Origin of the sequence: Fusobacterium sp. (genome assembly GCF_029258315.1) — a bacterium.
Classification (GTDB): Bacteria; Fusobacteriota; Fusobacteriia; order Fusobacteriales; family Fusobacteriaceae; genus Fusobacterium_B.
Window position 1 is genome coordinate 1 of record NZ_JARHZE010000008.1, and the last position, 25,331, is coordinate 25,331.

Genomic DNA, 25,331 nt, shown 5'->3' on the forward strand with positions numbered 1-25,331 from the left:
TTTAATCTTTTCTAGATTATACTCTCTAAGTTTTTTAGAAAGGTATTGTATATATTCGTACTCGAATATATAATCGCTTTCACCGAAGTAGATACCAGCATTCTTTTTAGTTTGCAATCCAAAAAGGACAGTGAAGTATATAGATCCCACATCAATATGGATAGGATCATAAGGATCAAGCTTATTAATTCCATAGGACTCGATACCAAGTCCAGATATATCTCTAATAGTAGTAGGACCTAAAAGAGGAGCTACCAAGTAAGCCCCTTCCCCTACACCGTAGTAAGCCAAAGTATTTCCAAGTGTTTCCTTATATTTAGGGAATCCCATTTTACTAGCCACGTCAAAAGTTCCAAGAAGTCCGATACTTGAGTTGATACCAAATCTAAAAACAGTTTCTAAAGTTTCAGGTATTCTACCCTGTAAAACAAGGTTACCAGCAGTTTTTATCTCAGAAAAGTTTTCAAAGAAATAGTAAATTCTATCTTGAACAAATTGAGGAGTGTAGTAGCTATATGTTCTGATAGTAGGTTTTAAAACTTTTCTATCAGCAAGGGCATTGAAAGCGTAGACTCTTCTATTGACAGCCCCTAAAGGATCTTTTTTCCCAAATAATATATCCTTATCCTCTTGGACTTGCAACTCTACAAAAGTTTTCCCGTCAATATTTTCTTTTTTCTCAACAGAGCTACATCCCATTACAAATAGGGAGAATAAAAGCACAATAGCGATTTTAATTTTTTTCATAACTATCTATCCCCCTTCATAGTTTTTAACATATAGTCAACATTTTCTTGATAGAACATATTTCCACAGTGTCCACCAGTAGGGTAGATACGAAGTCTATTTTTAAATGTTTTCTTTAAATAATTTAGATTTCCTTTAGTAAGGATTAACTCATCTTGGTTAGTGACAACATTTATATTTTTAGCATTTCTTAAATAGTTATCAATAATTTTTAAGTCAGCAAGTTTTCCCAAATCTTTTATAGTCATATCCTCTCTATATCTCTCTTTATAGAATGGAAGAGCCACCTTGTTTAAGTAGTCCTCAAAGTCAGCAAAATTAACTTTTTCAAAATATTTTCCAAGGTTGTCGTACTTATCTATTTTTGTATCAGAATAAACCTTCATATTGTTAGTATAATCACTTAAGAAGTTTACATCAATGGCACAAAGACGGAAGATTAAACCTATCCCCATTTTCAAATCATTTCTATCAATCTTAAGAGATTTTAAAATCTTCTCTGGATTTCTTGTGAAATTATTTAAATCAGTATCTTGAGAATAAGAAAGGTTAGTTATAATTTGATTAACCTTTAAGAAGAAATTATCAATATTATTATTTATTGAGTCGTTAAACATCTTATCAAGTATAGTGGCTGAATCCAAAAGATTAACAGCTGGGTTTACCATAAATACATTTTTAAAATTAAAAGTTTTATTGTTGCTATCGATAAAAGAAACAACAGCCGAATGAGTACCACCTAGACTGTATCCCATAAGGTTATAGCTTTCAACCTTAGCCTTTTTTTCAATAAATGGTTTTATATGCTCCAAAGCTCTATAAATATCCATTCCGTCATTCATAAGGTTTCCGGGCATCTTCTCAAAAGAAAGTGACACCAAAGAGTTGGTATTCATAATAGAAGATATACCGACAACGTGGTAACCAGCAGTATAGAATATTTTTTGGAAGTTTTCAGTCTTTAAAGAACTAGCACTTGATCCTGTACCAGAAAGGATAAACACCAAGGGAGCCTCTTTCTCCTGAAGAGCCATAGTAAATTTATAGTCCTCTTGATACTCAAGTATCTCTGGCACCTCTCTTGTGTTGACAAAGTTAGTTGTATAGTATTTGATAGGTATTTTTTTATCTATCCCCTTTGTCATAAGAGTGGAAGAACCAAAAACAGTGGCTATATATGGATCTTTTAAAGGGAAATCATATGAAAATAGATTGATCCCTATAAGGATAAATAAAAGCGTCATTATTTTTTTCATTTTCTCACCTCAAAAAAATTTTAACTCCATACAACACTTAAAACAAAAAAAGGGTTATACAGAGATAAAAAAGAATAAATTTATTTATTATATAGTATCACAATCGATTGATTTATAAAAGATAAATTTCATTAAAAATAGCTGAAATTAGCAAAAAAATTATGGTATAATAATAGAAATAATAATAGGAGAACGAGATGGATAAAAAAGGATTTTTAAATCTTTTCAAGGTTGAAGATGAGCAGATAGTTGTAAAACTTTGGGAGGATATGGAGCTAAGTAGCAGTATAGATTATTATATTTCCACAGAGGAGTTTTTTCCACCAAATATCTGGGATATTTTGGAGAAAACAAATATAAATGGAATGAGATTTCTATTAAAAGGTTTGACAAATGAGAGTGAAAAAAAGAATATAATTATTTTGCCAAGAGATTATTCAGGGGAAGAGCCAGAGTTTCAGTTGGTGTTCTTTAAAATAGACGGGACAAATAAATTTAAGACTTTGGGGCATAAGGATTTCTTAGGTACAATAATGAGCCTTGGTATAAAAAGAGAGGTACTTGGGGACTTAATAGTTAAGGACAATATAGCTTATGGTGTGATACACAGAGAAAAATTTCATATAATTAGAGATTTGGATAAGGTTGGTAATCTCCCTGTTAAAATCTCCGAGATAACAGAGGGGGAAGTGCCACAGAGTGAGTTTAAAGAGATCCAAATAACTGTACCCTCACCAAGACTTGATAGTGTTGTAGGAGAGATTGCCAATAGCTCAAGACAAAAATCAACTACCCTTATAGAAGAGGGGGTTGTGATGGTAAACTATGTAGTTCAAAAATCTAAGTCCTACGAGGTGAAAGAGGGGGATGTCATCACAGTTAAAAAACTTGGTAAGTTTATATTTGAAAAGGTTCTAGGTGAGAACAAAAAAGGTAAGATAAAAATTTTATTAAAACAATTTATTTAAAAAAAATTTTTTGAGGACAGCGACAAATTTTCTAAAAAAAATGTCTAAGATTAATAAAATAGCTATGAAAAAAGCCTGACAAAAAAGGATTTTAAAACTTCTAAAAAAATAAAAAAGCTTAGGAATGATTTGATTTTTTTGATAAAATATGTTATAATGGTAAAGAATTGATTATACTGGCTTGTGGAAGAGTGGGGCAACCCACTCTTTATTTATGGCTAAAAATGAAAGTGAGGTGATGACAGTTTTGTCAAAAGAAAATACAAATGAAATAATAGGAAAAATTGAAAAAATAGTTCTACCTACATTGGAAAAATTAGGATTAGAATTAGTTGATGTTGAGTATCTTCAAGAAGGTGGATATTTTTATGTAAGAATTTATATTGAGTTCTTAGATAAAGAGGTTTCACTAGATGATTGTGCAAAAGTTAGTATGGCTGTTGAAGATGATATAGATAAGATCATTGATGAGAAGTTTTTCTTAGAAATTTCTTCTCCTGGAGTAGAAAGGCCATTAAAGAAAGAAAAAGATTATGTAAGATTTACTGGAAGTAAAATAAAAGTTAGTTTAAAACATAAGTTAAATGAAAGTAAAAATTTCGAAGGAATGTTGGAGAAATTTGAAAACGATACAGTGTTCTTAGATACTGGAAAAGAAAAATTAGAAATACCATTTAAAGAAGTAAGAAAAGCTAATTTAGTTTATGACTTTAAAAATATTTAAATTGAGTCTACTTTAGGAGGAAAAAAATGAAAGGTAAAGATGGAAAAATATTTCTTGACGCGTTAACTGCTTTAGAAAAGGAAAAAGGAATAAGCAAAGAAAGTTTATTAGAAACAGTTGAGCAAGCTCTATTAGCTGCTTATAAAAAACATTTTGGTGAAGAAGAAAATGTTGAGGTAGCAATCAATAGAGACAATGGAGAAATAGTAGTTTATGAGGTAAAAACAGTAGTTGATGATGTATATGATGCAGCATTAGAGATCACACCAGAAGATGCGAAAGAGGCTACTAAGAGAAGTTATAAAATTGGAGATATAGCAAGAATCCCAGTAAACTGTGAGGAGTTCAGAAGAAATGCTATACAAAATGGAAAACAAATAGTTATCCAAAAAGTAAGAGAGGCAGAGAGAACAAATATATTTGAAAAATTCAAAGCTAAAGAATTTGATCTTATGTCTGGAATCATAAGAAGAATAGATGAGAAAAGAAGTATCTTCATCGAGTTCGACGGTACAGAGGCTTTCTTACCAACTGCAGAGCAATCACCAGCTGATGTTTACAGAGTTGGAGACAGAATAAAAGTTTATGTAGCTGAAGTTGAAAAAACTAATAAATTCCCTAAAGTTGTAATCTCTAGAAAAAATGAAGGGTTATTAAAGAAATTATTTGAATTAGAGATCCCTGAGATAGCAGAGGGACTAATCGAAATAAAATCTGTGGCTAGAGAGGCTGGATCAAGAGCTAAGATAGCTGTATATTCTAAAGATAAAAACATTGATACAATTGGAGCTTGTATCGGACAAAAAGGACTTAGAATAAAAAATATAGTTGATGAATTAAACGGAGAAAAAATTGATATTGTTGAATGGAAAGAGTCACCAGAAGAGTTCGTATCAGCAGTATTAAGTCCAGCTAAAGTAAATAGCGTTGAAATATTAGAAGATGGAACTACTGCAAGAGTAATAGTTGATCCTTCTCAACTTTCATTAGCTATCGGTAAGAGTGGACAAAATGCAAGACTTGCAGCTAAACTTACAGGAATGAGAGTAGACATAAAGGTTGCTGAAAAAGATGCATAGTCCAGAGAGAACTTGTGTTATATGTAAGTCAAAAAAATTAAAATCACAGTTATTTAGAATAGCTGAGAAAGATGGAGAGTATGTCCTTGATGAAAAGCAAACTATACAGGCTAGAGGTCAGTATGTTTGTAAGGAGCATAACTGTATCCAAAGACTTTCTAAGCATAAGAAGTTAAAAGTATCTTTTGAAGAACTTCTTAAGATGCTTAATTTGTTGAAAAAAGAGTCCAAAGATTACCTAAAGATTTTTAAAGCAATGAAAAATTCAGGAGAACTTTCTTTTGGAATTAATATGATATTTGATGAGATTGAAAAAATACATTTTATAGTTATAGCCAATGATATAAGTGAGAAAAATAATCAAAAGCTTATAGAGAAAGCTAGAGAAAAAAATATACCTTTTGTTCACTATGGAGAGAAGAGACAATTAGGAGAGGTATTTGGAAAAGATGAGATAAATGTTATAGCGATAAAAAATAAAAAGGTAGCTCGCGGACTTATTGAATAATAAGTAGGGAGGTATAAATGGTAGTAAGAGTTCACGAATTAGCCAAAAAATATGAGATGGGAAATAAAGATTTTTTAAACTTACTTCAAGATTTAGGAATAGAGGTTTCATCTCATTTAGCAGGACTTTCTGAGGAACAAGTGGATAGAATAAAAAATCATTTTGTTAAAGAAGAACAAGAAGATGACGACACTAAAGACGGAAAGAAAAAGAAAAAATCTAAAAATAAAAATATGTTAAAAAATAAAAAGAATGATGAAATCGACGATAAAAAAGAAAAAAATAGAAAAAAGAAAAAAGGTAGAAGAACAGACTTTGTTGTAAAAAAAGTTGAATCTGAAGCTGGAAAAGTTATCGAAGAAGATGGAATCAAAATAATAAAAATGAAAGGTGAAATGACTTTAGGTGATTTTGCTGAGAAATTAAAAGTAAACAGTTCAGAGATAATCAAAAAATTATTTATGAAAGGTAAAATGTTTACTATAAACAGCCCATTAAGCATAGAGTTAGCAGAGGAGATCGCAGCTGACTATGATGTATTAGTTGAGGAAGAGGTTGAAGAGGAATTAGCATTTGGAGATAAATTCGACCTTGAGATAGAGGACAAAGAGTCTGATCTTGAAGAGAGAGCTCCAGTTATAACAATAATGGGACACGTTGACCACGGAAAAACATCTTTACTAGACGCAATAAGAAGTACTCAAGTTGTTGAGGGAGAGGCTGGAGGAATCACTCAAAAGATTGGAGCCTACCAAGTAGTTAAAGATGGTAAGAAGATAACATTTGTAGACACTCCTGGACACGAGGCTTTCACAGATATGAGAGCAAGAGGAGCACAAGTTACTGACATAGCTATACTAGTTGTAGCAGCAGACGACGGAGTAATGCCTCAAACAATAGAAGCTATATCTCACGCCAAAGCAGCAAATGTACCTATCATTGTTGCAATAAACAAAATAGACAAACCAGAAGCTAACCCAATGAGAGTAAAACAAGAGTTAATGGAACACGAACTTGTTTCAGTTGAATGGGGAGGAGACGTAGAGTTTGTTGAAGTTTCAGCTAAAGCTAAGATAAACCTAGATTCTTTACTTGAAACAATATTACTTACAGCAGAAATTCTTGAATTAAAAGCTAACCCTAAGAAAAGAGGAAAAGCTGTTGTTCTTGAGTCAAAACTTGATTCTAAAGTTGGACCAGTGGCTGACATCTTAATTCAAGAAGGAAATATAAAAATTGGAGACGTTATAGTAGCTGGAGAATCTTATGGTAAGGTAAGAGCTATTATAGATGACAAAGGTAAGAAGATAAACAGAGGAGAGATGTCTCAACCAGTTGAGATCATTGGATTTAATACTGTACCAGATGCAGGAGATACTGTTTATGTAATTCAAAATGAGCAACACGCTAAAAGAATAGTTGAAGAGATGGCAAAAGAAAGAAGACTTGGAGAGCAATCTAAGAGAACAATAACTCTTGAGTCATTATCTGAAAGCTTAGAGAACCAAGAGGTTAGAGAACTTAACTTAGTTGTAAGAGCAGACTCTAAAGGTTCAGCTCAAGCATTAAAAGATTCATTAATGAAATTAAATAATAATGAAGTAGCAGTTAATATTATTCAATCAGCTCCAGGAGCAATCACAGAAAGCGACATCAAACTTGCTGAAGTTTCTCAAGCTATCATAATTGGATTTAACGTAAGACCTACAACTAAAGCTATAAAAGAAGCTGAAACTTCTGGAATAGAAATAAGAACTTCTTCAATCATCTATGAGATCATAGAGGACGTTGAAAAAGCTCTAACAGGTATGTTAAAACCAGAATTTAAAGAGCAATACTTAGGAAGAATAGAGATTAAACAAATATTCAGAGTGGCAAAAGTTGGAAACGTTGCTGGTTGTGTTGTTGTAGACGGAAAAGTTAGAAGAGATTCTAATATAAGAATAGTTAGAAACGGAACTATTGTTTACGAAGGAAAACTAGCATCACTTAAGAGATTTAAGGACGACGCTAAAGAGGTTGTTGCAGGACAAGAGTGTGGACTTGGTATCGAAAACTTTAACGACATTAAAGATGGAGATATAGTAGAAGCATTCGATATGGTTGAAATAAAAAGAACTCTTACAAAATAAAAAGAACCTAGTAAAGGAGATTAACTTATGAGAAGACAAAGATTAGCAGCTATAGAAAAAGAAGTATTGAGAGTTATATCTAAAACTTTACTAGAGGATGTGAAAAACCCTAAAGTAAAAGGGATTGTTTCTTTAGTAAAGGTTAGAGTAACAGAAGATTTAAAATTTGCAGACTTATACTTTACTATTTATGAAGATGAAAACAACAGAGTAAATAAAGAAAAAGTAGAAGAGGGACTAAACGAAATAAAAGGATTTTTAAGAAAAAAAATCTCTGAGGAATTAGCACTTAGATATGTTCCAGAAATTAGAGTAAAAATAGACGATTCAATAGAATATGCAGTAAAGATTTCTAAATTATTAGATGATTTAAAAATTCAACAGAAGTAGGTAGATAGAAGATGATATGGAAGGTAAGCGAAGTATCAGATTCTATCATAGAAGAAAAATCAAAAGAATGGAAAACATCAAAAATTTTAACCAGACTTTTACTAAATAAAAATATTTTTAGGAAAGAGGATGTCGAAAAATTTATAAATTCAGGAATGGCATTATTGAAAGATCCTTTTGATTTTGAAAAAATGGAAGAAGCTGTTGATAAAATCATAGATAAGAGAAGGAACAATCAAAAGGTTTACATCTATGGAGACTATGATGTAGACGGGATAAGTGCAGCCTCTTTTCTGGTAAAAGTTTTTAGAGAAATAGGAATTGATACTGGTTATTATATTCCTAGTCGAATGGAAGAAACTTATGGTTTTGATAAAAAAGCAGCGGATTATATAAAAAGAAGAAATGGTAGGTTGGTTATAACAGTTGATACTGGAGCCAACTCTATCGAAGATATAAGATATGCAAGAAGTATAGGAGTTGACATAATAGTTACCGATCATCACAAATCTGTAAAGGAGAAGGGTGATGAGGAGTATATTATGATCAATCCTAAGCTTAGTGAAAATTATAAGTTTAAATATCTATCTGGTGCTGGAGTAGCTTTAAAACTAGCCCAAGCTCTACTAAAAAAACTAGGAAAGTCAGAAGATATACTTTATAAATATTTAGATATAGTTATGATAGGTACAGTGGCAGACGTTGTGCCTATGATTGATGAAAATAGAATAATAATAAGCAATGGATTAAAAGTCCTAAAAGATACCAACGTAAAAGGTCTTACTTATCTTTTAAAGTATCTTAAATTCCAAAATAAAAATATAACTACGACAGATGTAAGTTATTTTATATCACCACTTATTAATTCTCTTGGAAGAATAGGTGTTTCAAAAGTTGGAGCAGATTTTTTTATTGAAGATGATGAGTTTAAGATATATAATATAATAGAAGAGATGAAAAAGATGAATAAGATCAGAAGAAAGTTGGAGAAAAAGATATATGATGAGGCTTTCGAAGTCATAGAGAAAAAATCTAAGGAAGAGGAGCTTAAATATATATTCCTTTCTTCAGAGGAGTGGCACCCTGGGGTAATAGGTGTTGTATCCTCAAGACTTTCGATAAAATATGGAGTTCCTGTTGTGTTGGTAGCTACAAATAACGGTGTCGGAAAGGCATCTTGTAGAAGTGTAGCAGGGATAAATATATTTAATATATTCACTAGAATAAAGGAAAAATTAGTAAGATATGGAGGTCACGATCTAGCAGCTGGATTTATTGCTAGGGTAGAGGATCTTCCAGAGATCGAAAGGCTATTCTCTCAAGAGGTTGATATTATAGACAAGGAGAAAGATGAAAAGATAATTGATGTTGATATGGAGTTGTCAGTTACCTCTATAAATGAGGAGCTTATAAACGATATGAAAAAATTATCCCCTTATGGACTTGAGAACTTACAACCTTTATTCCTAGATAAAGATATAAAGATAAAATGGATAGAAAAATTCGGAGTTGAGGACAGACATTTTAATGGTATGTTAGAAAAAGACGGGAGAGAATTCTCTTTTATAGCTTTCAACCTATCCAACGAAGCTACAAAAATAGATTTTGATAAAAATGTTGAAATTGTGTATTATCCAGAGAAGATAAATGTCAAAGGAAAAGACAGATATAATATCAGGATAAAAAGCATTAGACAATAAATTTTCAAATACAAAACTAAGGAGGAAAAATGAAACACGAAATTAAAAAACTTGAAAAATCAGCTTTAGAAGTTACTATAACTTTAACTAAAGAAGAATTTAATCCTATCGAAGGAGCTATCTTAGCAAAAGCTCAAAAAACAGTAGAGATCCCTGGATTCAGAAAAGGACACGCTCCATTAGATCAAATAAAAGCTAAATTTGCTAAAGAAACTGAAGATGAAGTTTGCGACGAAATCGTAAAAAGATACTTTGGTGAAGTAATAAAAGCTGAAGAATTAAGACCAGTTAGCCCATTATACAATGGAAAATTAACTTCTGGAGAAGAAGGAGCAACTTTAGTAGTAAACGTTGACATCTTCCCTGAATTTGAATTAGGACAATACAAAGGATTAGAAGCTGAAAAAGTTGAATTCCAAATGACTGATGAAAAATTAGAAGAAGAGATCCAAAACATAATCAAAAGAAAATCTACTTTAACTGATTGTGAAGAAGGACACAAAGCTGAAATGGGAGACACTGTTGAATTATCATTTGAAGGATTCATCGACGGAGTTCCATTTGAAGGAGGAAAAGCTGACACTCATATGTTACAATTAGGAAGCCACTCTTTCATCGATACTTTTGAAGATCAATTAGTAGGATATGTAGTAGGACAAGAAGGAGAAGTTAACGTAACTTTCCCTGAGCAATACCACTCTCAAGAATTAGCTGGAAAACCTGCTGTATTTAAAGTAAAAGTAAAAGCTATAAAATTCGACAAAACTCCTGAGTTAAACGACGAATTTGCTAAATCTTTAAACTTTGAATCTGTTGAAGATATGAGAGCTAAAACAAGAGAAGCAGTTGAAAAAAGAGAAACTGAAAACGCTAAAAACCAATACAGAGGAGCTTTACTTAAAAAAGTAGTTGAAGGAACTGAAATCGAAATCCCTAGATCTCTAGTTTATAGAGAAGTTGAAGGAAGATTAGCAGAACTTGAGCAACAATTAATGGCACAAGGAATGGATCTAAAATCTTACCTAGCTATGACTGGAATGTCTCAAGAAGATGTATTCAACCAATTAGCACCTATGAGCGAAAGCAAAGTTAAAATGGATATAATCCTTGACAAAATAGCTGAAATTGAAAAAATCGAAGCTACTGAAGATGAAGTAAAAGCTAAAATGGAAGACATCGCTAAAATGTACGGAATGACAGCTGAAACTTTAAAAGAAGAGTTAACAAAAAATAAAAATTATGAGAACTTTGAAATAAACGTTAAAAACGAAATCGTTTTAAATAAAGCAATAGACTTTATCGTTGCTAACGCAAAATAATTTTATTATTGAGGACATTGGAATGCTCCAATGTCCCTTTAAATAAATGATAAAATATTTTTTATCACTTGTTTAAAGCAAAAAAAGGAGGTTAAAATGTATAATCCAATAGTTATTGAAAATACAAGTTATGGTGAAAGATCATATGACATATATTCAAGACTTCTTAAAGATAGAATAATATTTTTAGGAACAGAGATAAATGACAGTGTTGCTAATGCAATAGTGGCACAACTTTTATTCTTAGAGGCTGAAGATCCAGAGAAAGATATCACAATGTATATCAATAGCCCTGGTGGAGTTGTTACTTCAGGAATGGCAATATATGATACAATGAATTATATAAAACCAGATGTTCAAACTGTTTGTATAGGACAAGCTGCTAGTATGGGAGCCTTTTTATTATCAGCAGGAACAAAGGGAAAAAGATTTGCTTTACCAAATTCAAGAGTAATGATACATCAACCTTTGGGAGGAGCTCAAGGACAAGCTACTGATATAGAGATACAAGCAAAAGAGATATTAAAAATAAAAGATAAATTGAGTGAGATTTTAGCTCAAAACTGTGGAAAAACAAAAGAAGAAGTGTTAAGAGATACTGAGAGAGATAATTTTATGACAGCAGATGAAGCTTTAGAGTATGGAATTATTGATAAAGTATTTACTAGAAGATAGAAAGAGGTGGTATAATGAAGGAGACAAAATGTTCTTTTTGTGGAAGACCTCAAAATGAAGTTGAGCAGATGTTTGCTGGAAAAGACGGAGTTTATATTTGTGATAGATGTGTAGAGGCTTGTTATGATCTACTTTTTCCAGAAGATGACTTAGACGATGAGTTAGATAACATAGACAACGGGTATAAAAAAGATTCAGGTATTAAAACTGAAACTATGACACCAAAAGATATAAAAGCTAAGTTAGATGAGTATGTAATAGGACAGGAGGAAACTAAAAAAGTTTTATCTGTTGCTGTGTACAACCATTATAAGAGAATAAAAAATTTAGAAAAGGGAGATACAAAGGATCTAGAGTTACAAAAGTCAAATGTTTTAATAATAGGACCAACAGGTTCTGGTAAAACTTTAATGGCTCAAACTCTTGCTAAGATATTAAATCTTCCATTTGCAATAGCAGACGCCACTACACTTACAGAAGCTGGATATGTAGGGGACGACGTAGAGAATGTTTTAGTAAGACTTTTACAAGCTGCAAACTATGATGTTGAGTCAGCTGAAAAAGGTATAATTTTTATAGATGAGATAGATAAGATAGCAAGAAAATCTGAAAATATGTCAATAACAAGAGATGTTTCAGGAGAGGGAGTTCAACAGGCTCTATTAAAAATAATAGAGGGTACAAAGGCACAAGTTCCTCCACAAGGTGGAAGAAAACACCCTAACCAACCTCTTATTGAGATTGATACAAAGAATATTTTATTTATAGTTGGTGGAGCTTTTGAAGGGCTTGAGAAGGTTATAAATAAAAGAACTTTAAATAAAAATATGGGATTTGGTGGAGATGTAACTAAGGAAAAGGCTGGAGAAGAGGGAAGAGTATTTGCTAAAGTTACTCCAGAGGACTTAGTAAAAAGAGGAATTATTCCTGAACTTGTAGGAAGATTACCTTTGATCACTACCTTAGAAAATCTAAGTGAGGAGATCTTACTTAAGATATTAGTTGAACCAAAAAATGCCATAGTAAAACAATATAAAAAATTCTTTGAAATGGAAAATATAGAACTTGAAATAACAGAGGAGGCTCTAAAAGAGGTGGCAAGAAGAGCACTAGCTAGAAAAATTGGAGCTAGAGGTTTAAGAGCTATCTTAGAAAATACAATGATGGAGCTTATGTTTGAGATTCCTTCAATGAAAGATATTGAAAAAGTTGTTGTAGACATAGACGGATTAGATGACTATAAAAAAGTTAAGTTGATAAAAAGAGGAGGAGAAACTATTGAGCAATAAATTGTCATTTTTACCAACTAGGGATTTAGTTATCTTCCCTGGAGTGGTTACTCCTGTATATGTTGGGAGAGATAAAAGTATAAAAACTCTTGAGAGAGTTATGGATAGCGAAGAAAATAAAATGTTATTTGGAATGCAAAAGGATTCTTTAATAGAGAACCCTGAGCTACCAAAAGACATCTATGAAGTGGGAGTATTAGTTAATATACTTCAAACTGTTAAGATGCCTAACAACACAATAAAATTATTAGTTGAGGCTGAGAGCAGAGTAACAATAATAAATCCTAGAGAGGTAGATGGGGAGTACGAGGCAGAGTATACAGTTATCGACTGTGTGAACCAAGATAACAAAGAAACTCAAGCTGTTTACAGAAAAGTATTAGAGTACTTTGAAAGATATAGTAAACTTGGTGGTAAAATATTACCAGAACTATTAATAAGTTTAAAATCTACTAAGGATATAAACAACGCTTTAGATATTATAGCAAACAATCTTTATATCGACACTCAAGAAAAACAAAGAATACTTGAGACTTTTGACAGTAAAGAGAGAGGATATTTAATTTTAGATATCTTATCAAAAGAGATAGAGATAAATGAGATTGAGAAAAAAGTAGAAGATAAAGTTAGAACTAAGATGAACGAGGCTCAAAAAGCTTACTACATCAGAGAAAAAATCAACGCTATGAAGGATGAGATTCAAGATTTCACCCCTGAAGATGATAATTCTGACTTAAAAGAAAAGATTGAAAAGGCAAAACTTCCAGCAGAAGTAAAGAAAAAAGTGGACGAAGAGCTAAGAAAGATGAGCAAAATGCCTCCATTCTCAGCTGAGGCATCTGTTTCAAGAAACTATATAGATGTACTTTTAGATTTACCTTGGAAGAAAATGACTAAAGATGATTTAGATATAGAGAAGGCAAGTGAAATCTTAGATAGAGATCACTATGGATTAAAAGAGGTAAAGGATAGAATACTTGACTACCTAGCAGTTAAAAAACTTAATCCAAAAATGAAGGGAACAATAATCTGTCTTGTTGGACCTCCGGGAGTAGGAAAAACATCTATTGCAAAATCAATAGCTGATGCTATGGGAAGAAAATTTGTAAGAGTTTCCCTTGGTGGAGTTAGAGATGAGGCTGAGATAAGAGGACACAGAAGAACATATATTGGTTCTATGCCAGGAAGAATAATGAAGGCAATGAAACTTGCTGGAACTAAAAACCCATTTATATTATTAGATGAGCTTGACAAAATGGCAAGTGACTTTAAAGGGGATCCAGCATCAGCAATGCTTGAGGTACTAGACCCAGAGCAAAATATCCACTTTGAAGACCACTATGTAGATGTTCCTTTTGATTTATCAGAGGCATTTTTCTTAGGTACAGCTAATGACTTAAGAAATATTCCAGAGCCTTTAATTGACAGAATGGAAATCATAAGCCTATCTTCGTATACAGAATATGAAAAATTACACATTGCTAAAAAATATTTAATCAAACAAATCCAAGCTGAAAATGGATTGAATGATGTTAAAATAAATATTTCAGACAAGGTAGTTTTAAAAATAATCAACGAATATACTAGAGAGGCTGGAGTTAGAAATCTAAAGAGAGAGATAAACAATCTATTTAGAAAGATAGCTAGAAAAGTTGTTAAAGAAAATATAGATAAGTTGACTATAAGCACAACAAACCTAGAAAAATATCTAGGAAAAGCAAAATTCAGACCTGAAAAATTAAAAGAGAGAGAGTACAAAGTAGGTATTGTTAATGGACTTGCTTGGACAGCAGTAGGAGGGGTTACACTAGAGGTACAAGGTGTATTGATCCCAGGAAAAGGACAGTTAACTCTTACAGGAACTCTTGGAAATGTAATGAAAGAGTCTGGAGAGGTAGCTTTCACTTATGTAAAATCTAATTTCAAAAAATATAATATAAATGAAAAAGATTTCTTAGAAAATAAAAATATTCACTTACACTTCCCAGAGGGAGCAACTCCAAAAGATGGACCTTCAGCAGGAATAACTATCACTACTGCAATCTTATCAGTTCTTACAGGAAGAGAGATAAGACAGGATATAGCTATGACTGGGGAAATTACAATAACTGGTGAAGTATTAGCAATCGGTGGAGTAAAAGAAAAAGTAATAGGAGCTTACAGAGCAGGAATAAGAGAGGTAATCCTACCTGAAGATAACAGAGTGGACACTGATGAAATTCCAGCAGAAGTAAAAAAAGATATTACAATTCACTATGCTAAAACTTATGATGATGTTGAGAAATTAGTTTTCAAAAAGGACTAATTATTTAAATTATAGGAGAGAAGATGATAGTAAAACAAGCGGAATTTGTAAAATCAGCTGTATTTGAAAAAGATTATCCAGAGGAGATTGGAAATATAGAGTTTGCCTTTGTTGGAAGATCAAACGTTGGAAAATCATCTCTTATAAATAGTATCACTGGAAGAAATAAACTTGCTAGAACAAGTAAGACTCCAGGTAGAACACAACTTATAAACTATTTCCTTATCAATAGGGAGGTCTTCTTTGTAGACCTTCCTGGATATGGATTTGCTAAGGTACCAAAGGCTATGAAGGCTGAGTGGGGACAAACTATGGAGAGATACCTAGCAAGTAATAGAAAAAAATTGGTTTTTGTTCTTTTGGATATAAGAAGAGTACCAAGTGGGGAAGATATAGAGATGTTAGAGTGGTTAGACCACTACAATGTTCCATTTAAAATTATATTTACTAAGATGGATAAGGTTTCAAATAATGAAAAATTTAAATGTTTAAAAGAGATAAGAACAAAATTAGATTTTTCAAATGAAGATGTATTCTTCCATTCATCTCTAAAAAATACTGGTAAAGATAAAGTTTTAGAATTTATCGGAGAGGTATTAGGAGAGAACAAGGAAGAGGAAACAGTTGAAATAGAAAAATAGTATATAAAAAATTTAAATACAGGAGGCTATTTAATGAAGGAGCTAGAAAAAATATATTCTCCTAGTGAAATAGAAAAAAAATGGTATAAACACTGGGAAGAATCAAAGTACTTTGGTGCTACAATGGATGAAGGGAAAAAGAATTACTCAATAATGATCCCTCCTCCAAATGTTACAGGAATACTACATATGGGACATATCTTAAATAACAGTATCCAAGATACTTTAATCAGATATAAGAGAATGTCAGGGTACAACACTTTATGGATGCCTGGAATGGACCACGCTGGAATAGCTACTCAAAACAAAGTAGAGAAAAAATTAGCTGAAGAAGGTTTAACAAAAGAGGATTTAGGAAGAGATAAGTTCATCGAAGAAACTTGGAAATGGAAAGAAAAACACGGTGGAATTATAACATCTCAACTTAGAAAAATAGGAGCATCACTTGACTGGGATAGAGAAAGATTTACTATGGACGAAGGACTTTCTCAAGCAGTTAGAGATATATTTGTAAAATTATACAACGACGGATTAATTTACCAAGGTGAATATATGGTAAACTGGTGTCCAAGATGTGGTACAGCTCTAGCAGATGACGAGGTAGAGTTTGAAGATCAAGCTGGAGGATTCTGGCATATCAGATACCAAATAAAAGATAGTGACGAGTATTTAATAATCGCTACTACAAGACCTGAAACAATGTTAGGGGACGTTGCAATAGCAGTTCACCCTGATGATGAAAGATATCAAAAATTCATAGGTAAAAAAGCAATACTTCCATTAGTTGGTAGAGAGATAGATATAGTTGCTGATAAATATGTTGATATGGAATTTGGAACAGGAGCTTTAAAAATAACTCCAGCTCACGACCCTAACGACTTTGAAATCGGAAACAAATTCAATCTTCCAATAATAAACGTATTCACAGGAGATGCTAAAATAGTAGAGGGATACGGAAAATATTCTGGACTTGACAGATTCGAGGCTAGAAAAGCAATAGCTGAAGATTTAAAAGAGCAAGGATTCTTAGTAAAATTTGAGTCATACTCTCATAATGTAGGAACTTGTTATAGATGTCATACAGCTATCGAACCAAGAGTATCTAAACAATGGTTTGTAAAAATGAAACCACTTGCTGAAAAAGCTCTTGAAGTAGTTAGAAACGGTGAAGTAAAAATAATGCCTAAGAGATGGGAAAAAGTTTACTACAACTGGTTAGAAAATATAAGAGACTGGTGTATCTCAAGACAAATTTGGTGGGGACACAGAATCCCAGCTTGGTATGGACCAGATAAGAAGATGTTTGTAGCTCATAACGAAGAGGAAGCTCACGAACAAGCAAAAGCATTCTATGGAAAAGACGTTGAATTAGAACAAGAGCAAGACGTATTAGATACTTGGTTCTCATCAGCACTTTGGCCTTTCTCAACTTTAGGTTGGCCACAAAAAACTAAAGAGTTAGAGATGTTCTATCCAACTTCAACATTAGTAACAGGAGCAGATATATTATTCTTCTGGGTAGCTAGAATGATAATGTTTGGAGAGTACACTCAAGGTGAAAAACCATTTAGCAATGTATATCTTCATGGAATAGTTAGAGATGACTTAGGAAGAAAGATGTCTAAATCTTTAGGAAACTCTCCAGATCCATTAGATCTAATCGAAAAATATGGAGCTGACGCTATAAGATTTACAATGCTTTACAACACATCTCAAGGACAAGACGTTCACTTCTCTGAAAAATTGTTAGAGATGGGAAGAAACTTCGCTAACAAGATGTGGAACGTATCAAGATTTGTTATTATGAACCTAGAAGGTTTTGATGTAACAAAAGTAGATAAATCTAAATTAAAATATGAACTTGTTGATAAATGGATATTCTCAAGATTAAACGAAACAGCTAAAAATGTAGCTGATGAGTTAGACAGATTCCAATTAGACGAAGCTGCAAAATCAGTTTATGAATTCTTAAGAGGGGATTTCTGTGACTGGTATGTAGAGTTAGCAAAAATTAGATTATACAACTCAGAAGATGAGGATTCTAAAACAACAGCTCAATATGTTCTATGGACAATATTAGAAGCTGGAATGAGACTTTTACATCCATTCATGCCATTTATCACAGAAGAGATTTGGCAAATAATAAAAACATCAGGAGAAACTGTAATGTTACAAGAATATCCTGTATGTGATGAGAAAGTATTAGATCTTGAAGTTGAAAAATCATTTGCATATATTCAAGAGATAGTATCATCTTTAAGAAATATAAGAGCAGAGGCAGGAATTTCTCCAGCTAAATTTGCAAAAGTTGTTATTAAATCATCAAATGAAAATGAATTAAAAACAATAGAAGAAAACTATAAATTCATAACAAAATTATGTAATTTAGAAGAAATCGAATATGGTAAAGATGTAGAGAAACCAGCACAAAGCGGATTTAGAGTTGCAAAAGATTCAGAAGTTTATATGGTTCTTACAGGACTTTTAGATATTGATGCTGAGGTTAAAAAATTAGAAGCTCAATTAGAAAAAGTTTCAAAAGAATTAGAAAAGATGAATGCAAAACTATCTAATGAGAAATTTACATCAAAAGCACCAGCACACATATTAGAGAGAGACAGAAGAATACAAAAAGAATATCAAGACAAATATGACAAAATAATGGAAAATATAAAAGAGTTAAAAGGGGAGTAATCAACTTAGGCTTTGATATGTTTTATGAACACACAAGATAATTTCTAGTTAAAGGGATAAATGCAAAATACTTGGGAGGTATAATGTTAGAAATTTTAATGAAGGTCGTAGGTGGACTAGGTCTGTTTCTTTATGGGATGGAAAATATGTCTGGTGGAATGCAAAAAATTGCAGGAAAAAGATTAAAAAAGATTTTAACTATTTTAACAAAAAATAGACTTTTTGCTATAATAGCTGGAGTATTTATTACAGTATTAGTTCAATCTTCATCAGTAAGTACGGTAATGGCAGTTGGATTTGTTAATGCCTCATTATTAAGCTTAAACCAAGCTTTAGGTTTAATACTTGGAGCAAAGATAGGTACAACAGTTACAGGTTGGTTATTAGCACTTAATATAGGAAAATTTGGTTTACCAATAGCTGGTATGGCAGCAATCTTTAGAATGTTCTCAAAAGATGAGAAAACAAAGATGAAAGCTTCAACAGTATTAGGACTTGGACTTATTTTCTTTGGACTTGAACTTATGAGTAAAGGGTTAGAACCAATTAGATCAATGCCAGAATTTGTAAGTTTATTTAGTTTATTTACAGCTGACTCATATTTAGGAGCTATAAAAGCAGCATTGGTTGGGGTATTCATAACAGCAATAGTACAATCATCAGCAGCTACTTTAGGAATCACTATAACTTTAGCATCACAAGGATTGATAACTTATCCAACAGCAGTAGCTCTTGTGTTAGGAGAAAACATAGGTACAACAATAACAGCTTTCTTAGCATCTCTTGGAGCAAATCCAAATGCTAAGAGAGCAGCTTATGCTAACTCTATAATAAGTATATTGGGGGTTTGTTGGGCTTTAGCTATATTCCCTCTTTACTTAAAATTTTTAAATAGTGTTGCTAATCCACAGAAGAACTTAGCTTTTGCCATAGCCACAGCTCATACAATGTTCAACATAATCAACGTAATTTTATTTACACCATTTGTTGGATACTTGGGTAAATTTTTATGTAAAATAGTAAAAGATGATGGAAAAGGAACTTTAAAAGTTACAAAACTTGATAAGTTGATGGTAAAAACTCCTACTGTTGTAATAGAGCAATCTAAACAAGAGGTCATAAATATGAATGGCGAGATAAAAGAGATGTTAGAAATCTTACTTGACTTTTATATGGAAGGACAAGAATTTTTATCAGATGATAAATTAAAAAGATTGAATGTTATAGAGGAGAGAATGGACTTATATCAAAAGGAGATAACAGATATAGGTTACAGCATATTATCAGTTGACATCAGTTCTGAGATGAAAAATGATACTAGAAAAAATATAGAGATCAGTGATGAGTATGAAACAATAAGTGATTACGGAGTCAGAATAGGAAAAATCTTAAATAAATTTGCAGAATCAGAAATAAAACTTACAAGTGTAGAAAGAGAAAAATTAAAAAATCTTAACAGTCATATAGTTGATTTATATGAACTAATAAATGTAGGATTCAAAAATAAAGATAAGACTATATTTGCAATAGCAAATGAAAAATGCAATATGATACTAGCAGAATATAGAGCCGCAAAAGAATTACACCTAGAAAAAATTTCGACATTAGATATAACAGTAACTCAAAGTATAGGATATCTTGATCTATTAAATTATTATAGAAGATTAAGAGATCACATATTTAACATAATTGAGTTATATTTAGTAGAAGATGATGAATAGCTAAAAAATTTAATGGTTAAATACTTGGGAGGGTATAATGTTAGAAATTTTAATGAAGGTTGTTGGTGGTCTGGGGCTGTTCCTTTATGGAATGGATAATATGTCCAGTGGAATGCAAAAAATTGCTGGAAAGAAATTAAAGAAGATATTGACTGTTTTAACAAAAAATAGAATCTTTGCTATAATGGCAGGGATATTTATCACAATGTTAGTTCAATCTTCTTCAGTGAGTACAGTAATGGCAGTTGGATTCGTAAATGCTTCTCTATTAAGCTTAAATCAAGCTTTAGGTTTAATACTAGGGGCAAACATAGGGACAACAGTTACAGGTTGGTTGTTAGCACTTAATATAGGAAAGTTTGGTTTACCAATAGCAGGAGTTGCAGCAATAGCTTATATGTTTAGTAAAAACGAAAAGACTAAAGTAAAAGCTTCAACAGTATTGGGACTTGGACTTATTTTCTTTGGACTTGAACTTATGAGTACAGGTTTAAAACCAATAAGATCAATGCCAGAGTTTGTAAATTTATTTAGTTTATTTACAGCAGACTCATATTTTGGTGCTTTTAAAGCTGCATTAGTTGGAGCTTTTATAACAGCCTTAGTTCAATCATCAGCAGCTACTCTAGGAATTACAATAACTTTAGCATCACAAGGATTGATAACTTATCCGACAGCAGTAGCACTTGTACTAGGTGAAAATGTAGGTACAACAATAACAGCTTTCTTAGCTTCAATAGGAGCAAATCCAAATGCTAAGAGAGCAGCTTATGCACACTCAATTATAAATATAGTTGGGGTGATATGGGCAATATCAATATTCCCTATTTATTTAAAAATATTGGATATTGTAGCTAATCCACAAGAGAACCTAGCTTTTGGAATAGCCACAGCTCATACAATGTTTAATATAATCAACGTAATTTTATTCACGCCATTTGTTGGATATTTAGGTAAATTTTTGTATAAGGTTGTAAAAGATGACGGAAAAGGTGTAGAAAAAGTAACTCAACTTGATAAATTGATGATACAGACTCCTACTGTTGTAATAGAACAATCTAAACAAGAAGTTATACATATGAATGGCGAGATAAAAGAGATGTTAGATATCTTACTTAACTTCTATTTAGAGGGTAAAGAATTTTTATCAGATGATAAATTAAAGAGATTATATGAGATTGAAGAGAGAATGGATTTATTCCAAAAAGAGATAACAGATATAGGTTACAGTATATTATCAGTGGATATCAGTTCAGAGATGAAAGATGACACTAGAAAAAATATAGAGATAAGTGATGAATACGAAACAATAAGTGACTATGGAGTTAGAATAGGAAAGATTTTAAATAGATTTGCAGAATCTGAAATAAAATTAACAGAGGTTGAAAGAGTAAAATTAAAAACTTTAAACAGCCACATAGTAGACTTATATGAATTAATAAATGTAGGATTTAAAAATAAAGATAAGACTATATTTGCAATAGCAAACGAAAAATGTAGTGTGATACTAGAAGAATATAGAGCAGCTAAGGATTTACATTTGGAAAAAATTTCAACATTGGATATATCAGTAACTCAAAGTATAGGATATCTTGATTTATTAAATTATTACAGAAGGCTAAGAGATCATATTTCTAATATAATAGAATTATATTTAAGAGAAACTAATAATTAATGAATAGACTTTACAAACTAATGATTTTAATCTCAGTTTGTAAGGTCTTTTTCTTTTTTACTAAATAAATGGTATTTAAAATTTAACAAATATTTTTATTTTAAAAATTAATTTAACTAAAAGTATTTGAAAAAAATACAAAAAATATTTTATTAATTAAAAATTGTATTATATCAATATTTATGTTAAAATGTTATAGAAGAAATTAAAATACAAAAAGTTTTTAAGGAGGGTATCATCTTGTTAACAAATTATGAAAATGAGTACAAAAGCAAATTAGTTTCTGCTGAAGAAGCTGCTAGAGTAATCAAATCAGGAGATTTCGTTGATTATGGGTGGTGTGGAACTACAACAGATGCAGTAGACAGAGAGTTTGCAAAAAGAATTACAGAGGTAGAAGATGTAAATATTTTCGGAGGAGTTTTATTAAAACAACCTGAAATATTTAAAGTCGAAGGTGGAGAAAATCACTTCACTTGGAACTCTTGGCACGCAAGTGGAATTGAAAGAAAAAGAATAGGAGCTGGACAAGGATTTTATTCACCAATCAGATACTCAGAAGTACCTGGATTTTATAGAAAAGGATTCCAAAAAATAGATGTAGCTATATTACAAGTTACACCAATGGATAAATTTGGATATTTTAATTTCAGCGTAAGCCCAAGCCACTCTATGGCTGTGTGTGAAAACGCAAAAGTTGTTATAGTTGAAGTAAATAAAAACTTACCAGTTTGTCAAGGAGGATATGAGAATGCTATCCATGTATCTCAAGTAGATATGATAGTAGAGGGAGATAATCCAAAAGTATCAATACTTCCAGGACCTGGAGAAGCAACAGATGTAGACAATGCAGTTGCAAAATTAATAGTTGAAGAGTTAGAAGACGGATCTTGTATCCAATTAGGAATCGGTGGAATGCCAACAGCAGTAGGATCTTTAATAGCAAAATCTGATTTAAAAGATCTAGGAGTTCACTCAGAAATGTATGTTGACTCTTTCGTTGAAATGGCAAAAGCTGGAAAAATAACAGGATCTAAGAAAAATATAGATAGATTTAGACAAACATTTGCATTCGCTGCTGGAGGAGAAGAGTTATATGAATATTTAAATGATAACCCTGAAATAATGGCAGCACCAGTTGATTATGTAAATGATGTAAGAGTAGTATCTCAAATAGACAATTTTATATCAATAAATAACGCTGTTGACTTAGACTTATTTGGACAAGTAAATGCTGAATCAGCAGGAACAAAACATATAAGTGGAGCTGGAGGACAATTAGACTTCGTTCTAGGAGCTTACTTATCAAAAGGTGGAAAATCTTTCATCTGTTGTTCATCATCATTTATGGGAAAAGATGGAAAACTTCAATCAAGAATTCGTCCAACTTTAACTGAGGGAACAATAGTAACAGACACAAGAGCAAATACTCACTTTGTAGTAACTGAGTATGGTAAAGCTAACCTAAAAGGTAAAACAACTTGGCAAAGAGCTGAGGCTTTAATCAACATTGCTCACCCAGATTTCAGAGAAGAGCTTATAAAAGAAGCTGAAAAAATGAAAATCTGGAGAAAATCAAACAAAAAATAATTAAAATTTAAAGATTAGAAGATGTGGAAACTGGTGAAAATCCAGTACAGGCTTACCCCTACTGTGTTTATAGAGCAATCTATATTAAGTCAGGTCGCATAATATTAACCATATTTTTGGGTGGGGAAATGTGGAAATTATCATATTTGAAATAGTATTTAAATATGAAATTTTTATAGTGCACACAATTCTTTATAGGTTGTGTGCATTTTATTTTGGAGAGATTTATGGAAAAATTAATTATAATAATAACAATTTTTTTATTAATTTTTTATTTAAAGAAAAAAAATGAGATCTATAAAAAAGATAATGAAAAAAATTTAGAATATTATAGCTATAACTCAAAAATAAATAATTGGAATCCTTATCTAAAAGTATATTATTCAATGATATTATTAATTTTATGTATCAGTACATCAAATATTTTTTTATCAATTTCAGTGATATTGATAGGTGGATTTATAACAATCTTTTTAGGAAAAATCCCACTAAAAAAATATCTGAAATTTTTAAAAATACCAATGTTCTTTTTAATAATCAGTATAATAGCTATAAATCTAAATTTTTCAAGGGAGATAGCAGAGGGATATTACTTAAGAATAAACGATTTTTTTATCTATACAACAGATAAAAATATAGAAAAGAGTATAGTTTTATTCTTTAGATCTTTTGGTGGAATATCTGCTATGTATCTACTAGCCCTATCAACCCCTATAAATGAGATAATATTGGTTATGAAAAAATCAAAGTGTCCAAAGGTGATTGTTGAGTTGATGTATCTAATTTATAGATTTATTTTTATTTTGACAGACACTCAAAGGGAGATGAGAAAATCCATTGAGTCAAGACTTGGATTTATAAATTATAGAACCTCATTATTTTCTTTTGGAAAGATTATTTCAAATCTTTTATTGATCTCTTTAAAAAAAGCAGAGATGTTTTATGATTCTATGGAGTCAAGAGGTTATAGAGGGGAGATAAAATTTTTAGAGAGAGATAAAGAAATTAATAAAAAAGTTTTTATTGGAATGGTGTTATCTATTATTTATTTGATAGGAATTTGTTTGGTAGTTAGGTGATAAAAAATTATGAAAGATGAAGTAATAAGAGTTGAAGATCTAAGATTTTCATATAATGAAGAGAGGGAGATCTTAAAAGGGATAAACCTTAAGATATTTTCTGGTGAAAAGATAGCAGTTTTAGGGAATAATGGATCAGGTAAAACAACCTTTTTTATGAATTTAAACGGGGTTTATTTATTTGATAGTGGAAGAATTTATTTGAGAGAAAGAGAGATTGGTAAAAAGAAAGAGGATTTAAATTATCTTAGAAAAAAGATTGGAATAGTTTTCCAAAATCCAGATAATCAAATAATAGGAGCTACTGTATTTGATGAACTATCCTTTGGACTTATAAACTTAGGACTTGATAAAAAAGAGGTGCTAAGTAGGATAGAGGAGATAGCTGAAAAGATGGACTTAAAAAAATATTTGGACACCCCTTCACACTACTTGAGTGGTGGAGAGAAAAAAAGACTTTGTATAGCTGATATTGTGGCTATGAAACCAGATATATTTATTTTTGATGAGCCAACAGCTGAGCTTGATCAATTTAATATAAGGATATTGGAGGATATTTTAGATGGATTGAAAAAAGAAAATAAAACAATACTTCTATCAACTCACGATATAGATTTTGCTTTTAAGTTTGCAGATAGAGTGGTAATTTTTTCTGATGGAAATATAATTGGGGATGGAACACCTAAAGAGATATTTTCAAATGATGAACTTTTAAAAAAAGCAAATTTAAAAAAGCCGATTGTTTTTGAAATCTATGAGGAGTTAGTTAGAAAAAATATAATAAAGCCTCAAGAAATTTTACCAAAGGATATTGAAGAATTAAAAAAATTAATTTAAAG

The 25,331-nt window shown here is 31.4% G+C and carries 20 protein-coding genes; 18 read left to right on the forward strand and 2 right to left on the reverse strand.

Annotated features, from left to right (window positions below):
• Together Q1J48_RS00495 and Q1J48_RS00500 are read right to left on the reverse strand one after the other, a co-directional pair.
• The coding region (locus Q1J48_RS00495) for an MlaA family lipoprotein (protein WP_300360588.1) at positions 1 to 747 on the reverse strand (747 nt) is incomplete at its 3' end.
• A 2-nt stretch (positions 748 to 749) separates the two neighbouring features.
• Complete coding sequence (locus Q1J48_RS00500) at positions 750 to 2,003, reverse strand: serine/threonine protein kinase (protein WP_300360589.1); 1,254 nt, start codon at positions 2,001 to 2,003, stop codon at positions 750 to 752.
• Positions 2,004 to 2,200: 197 nt separating this feature from the next.
• On the opposite strand from Q1J48_RS00500, the gene Q1J48_RS00505 reads away from it, so the two are divergent.
• The 18 genes from Q1J48_RS00505 to Q1J48_RS00590 all read left to right on the forward strand — a co-directional run bounded on the left by Q1J48_RS00505 (position 2,201) and on the right by Q1J48_RS00590 (position 25,329).
• Entirely contained in the window at positions 2,201 to 2,971 is a 771-nt protein-coding gene (locus Q1J48_RS00505; RefSeq protein WP_300360590.1) for a YlmH/Sll1252 family protein, read from the forward strand.
• A gap of 214 nt (positions 2,972 to 3,185) precedes the next feature.
• Positions 3,186 to 3,695 (forward strand): ribosome maturation factor RimP, encoded by a 510-nt coding sequence (gene rimP / locus Q1J48_RS00510; protein ID WP_300330383.1) that lies wholly within the window; start codon positions 3,186 to 3,188, stop codon positions 3,693 to 3,695.
• A 26-nt stretch (positions 3,696 to 3,721) separates the two neighbouring features.
• A complete protein-coding gene (nusA, locus tag Q1J48_RS00515) occupies positions 3,722 to 4,774 on the forward strand; it encodes a transcription termination factor NusA (RefSeq protein WP_300330380.1) in 1,053 nt (350 codons plus the stop codon).
• Positions 4,758 to 5,282 (forward strand): DUF448 domain-containing protein, encoded by a 525-nt coding sequence (locus tag Q1J48_RS00520; RefSeq protein ID WP_300330405.1) that lies wholly within the window; start codon positions 4,758 to 4,760, stop codon positions 5,280 to 5,282. Before nusA ends, Q1J48_RS00520 begins: the two co-directional genes overlap by 17 nt.
• Before the next feature lie 17 nt (positions 5,283 to 5,299).
• Entirely contained in the window at positions 5,300 to 7,414 is a 2,115-nt protein-coding gene (gene infB / locus Q1J48_RS00525) for a translation initiation factor IF-2 (RefSeq protein ID WP_300330377.1), read from the forward strand.
• A 27-nt stretch (positions 7,415 to 7,441) separates the two neighbouring features.
• Positions 7,442 to 7,804: a 30S ribosome-binding factor RbfA gene (gene rbfA, locus Q1J48_RS00530; protein ID WP_300330374.1), complete on the forward strand. Its 363-nt coding sequence runs from the start codon at positions 7,442 to 7,444 to the stop codon at positions 7,802 to 7,804.
• An 11-nt stretch (positions 7,805 to 7,815) separates the two neighbouring features.
• Complete coding sequence (recJ, locus tag Q1J48_RS00535; RefSeq protein ID WP_300330370.1) at positions 7,816 to 9,504, forward strand: single-stranded-DNA-specific exonuclease RecJ; 1,689 nt, start codon at positions 7,816 to 7,818, stop codon at positions 9,502 to 9,504.
• A gap of 29 nt (positions 9,505 to 9,533) precedes the next feature.
• Positions 9,534 to 10,823: a trigger factor gene (tig, locus tag Q1J48_RS00540; protein WP_300330367.1), complete on the forward strand. Its 1,290-nt coding sequence runs from the start codon at positions 9,534 to 9,536 to the stop codon at positions 10,821 to 10,823.
• 63 nt (positions 10,824 to 10,886) lie between these two features.
• The gene (clpP, locus tag Q1J48_RS00545) at positions 10,887 to 11,498 is read left to right on the forward strand and encodes an ATP-dependent Clp endopeptidase proteolytic subunit ClpP (RefSeq protein WP_300330402.1); all 612 of its coding nucleotides are present in this window, start codon (positions 10,887 to 10,889) and stop codon (positions 11,496 to 11,498) included.
• A 14-nt stretch (positions 11,499 to 11,512) separates the two neighbouring features.
• Positions 11,513 to 12,787, forward strand: a complete 1,275-nt coding sequence (gene clpX, locus Q1J48_RS00550; RefSeq protein WP_300330365.1) for an ATP-dependent Clp protease ATP-binding subunit ClpX — start codon at positions 11,513 to 11,515, stop codon at positions 12,785 to 12,787.
• Positions 12,777 to 15,092: an endopeptidase La gene (lon, locus tag Q1J48_RS00555; protein WP_300330362.1), complete on the forward strand. Its 2,316-nt coding sequence runs from the start codon at positions 12,777 to 12,779 to the stop codon at positions 15,090 to 15,092. The genes clpX and lon overlap by 11 nt, the downstream gene beginning before the upstream one ends.
• Positions 15,093 to 15,115: 23 nt before the next feature.
• Positions 15,116 to 15,733, forward strand: coding sequence for a ribosome biogenesis GTP-binding protein YihA/YsxC (yihA, locus tag Q1J48_RS00560; RefSeq protein WP_300360592.1), 618 nt, complete (start codon positions 15,116 to 15,118; stop codon positions 15,731 to 15,733).
• Between the two features lie 33 nt (positions 15,734 to 15,766).
• The gene (locus tag Q1J48_RS00565) at positions 15,767 to 18,427 is read left to right on the forward strand and encodes a valine--tRNA ligase (protein WP_300360593.1); all 2,661 of its coding nucleotides are present in this window, start codon (positions 15,767 to 15,769) and stop codon (positions 18,425 to 18,427) included.
• An 83-nt stretch (positions 18,428 to 18,510) separates the two neighbouring features.
• Positions 18,511 to 20,148, forward strand: a complete 1,638-nt coding sequence (locus Q1J48_RS00570) for a Na/Pi cotransporter family protein (protein ID WP_498040957.1) — start codon at positions 18,511 to 18,513, stop codon at positions 20,146 to 20,148.
• 37 nt (positions 20,149 to 20,185) lie between these two features.
• A complete protein-coding gene (locus Q1J48_RS00575) occupies positions 20,186 to 21,823 on the forward strand; it encodes a Na/Pi cotransporter family protein (protein WP_498040958.1) in 1,638 nt (545 codons plus the stop codon).
• Positions 21,824 to 22,063: 240 nt separating this feature from the next.
• Positions 22,064 to 23,413, forward strand: coding sequence for a butyryl-CoA:acetate CoA-transferase (locus tag Q1J48_RS00580; RefSeq protein ID WP_300330354.1), 1,350 nt, complete (start codon positions 22,064 to 22,066; stop codon positions 23,411 to 23,413).
• Between the two features lie 227 nt (positions 23,414 to 23,640).
• Positions 23,641 to 24,492: a cobalt ECF transporter T component CbiQ gene (gene cbiQ / locus Q1J48_RS00585; RefSeq protein WP_300360594.1), complete on the forward strand. Its 852-nt coding sequence runs from the start codon at positions 23,641 to 23,643 to the stop codon at positions 24,490 to 24,492.
• A gap of 9 nt (positions 24,493 to 24,501) precedes the next feature.
• The gene (locus tag Q1J48_RS00590) at positions 24,502 to 25,329 is read left to right on the forward strand and encodes an energy-coupling factor ABC transporter ATP-binding protein (RefSeq protein WP_300360595.1); all 828 of its coding nucleotides are present in this window, start codon (positions 24,502 to 24,504) and stop codon (positions 25,327 to 25,329) included.
• Positions 25,330 to 25,331: the final 2 nt, after the last annotated feature.

Excerpts from the sequence above, each read along its gene's own strand:
- Q1J48_RS00500 (WP_300360589.1), bottom strand. The coding sequence starts at position 2,003 with ATGAAAAAAATAATGACGCTTTTATTTATCCTTATAGGGATCAATCTA.
- Q1J48_RS00505 (WP_300360590.1), top strand. The coding sequence starts at position 2,201 with ATGGATAAAAAAGGATTTTTAAATCTTTTCAAGGTTGAAGATGAGCAG.
- rimP (WP_300330383.1), top strand. The coding sequence starts at position 3,186 with ATGGCTAAAAATGAAAGTGAGGTGATGACAGTTTTGTCAAAAGAAAAT.
- nusA (WP_300330380.1), top strand. The coding sequence starts at position 3,722 with ATGAAAGGTAAAGATGGAAAAATATTTCTTGACGCGTTAACTGCTTTA.
- infB (WP_300330377.1), top strand. The coding sequence starts at position 5,300 with ATGGTAGTAAGAGTTCACGAATTAGCCAAAAAATATGAGATGGGAAAT.
- rbfA (WP_300330374.1), top strand. The coding sequence starts at position 7,442 with ATGAGAAGACAAAGATTAGCAGCTATAGAAAAAGAAGTATTGAGAGTT.
- recJ (WP_300330370.1), top strand. The coding sequence starts at position 7,816 with ATGATATGGAAGGTAAGCGAAGTATCAGATTCTATCATAGAAGAAAAA.
- tig (WP_300330367.1), top strand. The coding sequence starts at position 9,534 with ATGAAACACGAAATTAAAAAACTTGAAAAATCAGCTTTAGAAGTTACT.
- clpX (WP_300330365.1), top strand. The coding sequence starts at position 11,513 with ATGAAGGAGACAAAATGTTCTTTTTGTGGAAGACCTCAAAATGAAGTT.
- yihA (WP_300360592.1), top strand. The coding sequence starts at position 15,116 with ATGATAGTAAAACAAGCGGAATTTGTAAAATCAGCTGTATTTGAAAAA.
- Q1J48_RS00565 (WP_300360593.1), top strand. The coding sequence starts at position 15,767 with ATGAAGGAGCTAGAAAAAATATATTCTCCTAGTGAAATAGAAAAAAAA.
- Q1J48_RS00570 (WP_498040957.1), top strand. The coding sequence starts at position 18,511 with ATGTTAGAAATTTTAATGAAGGTCGTAGGTGGACTAGGTCTGTTTCTT.
- Q1J48_RS00575 (WP_498040958.1), top strand. The coding sequence starts at position 20,186 with ATGTTAGAAATTTTAATGAAGGTTGTTGGTGGTCTGGGGCTGTTCCTT.
- cbiQ (WP_300360594.1), top strand. The coding sequence starts at position 23,641 with ATGGAAAAATTAATTATAATAATAACAATTTTTTTATTAATTTTTTAT.
- Q1J48_RS00590 (WP_300360595.1), top strand. The coding sequence starts at position 24,502 with ATGAAAGATGAAGTAATAAGAGTTGAAGATCTAAGATTTTCATATAAT.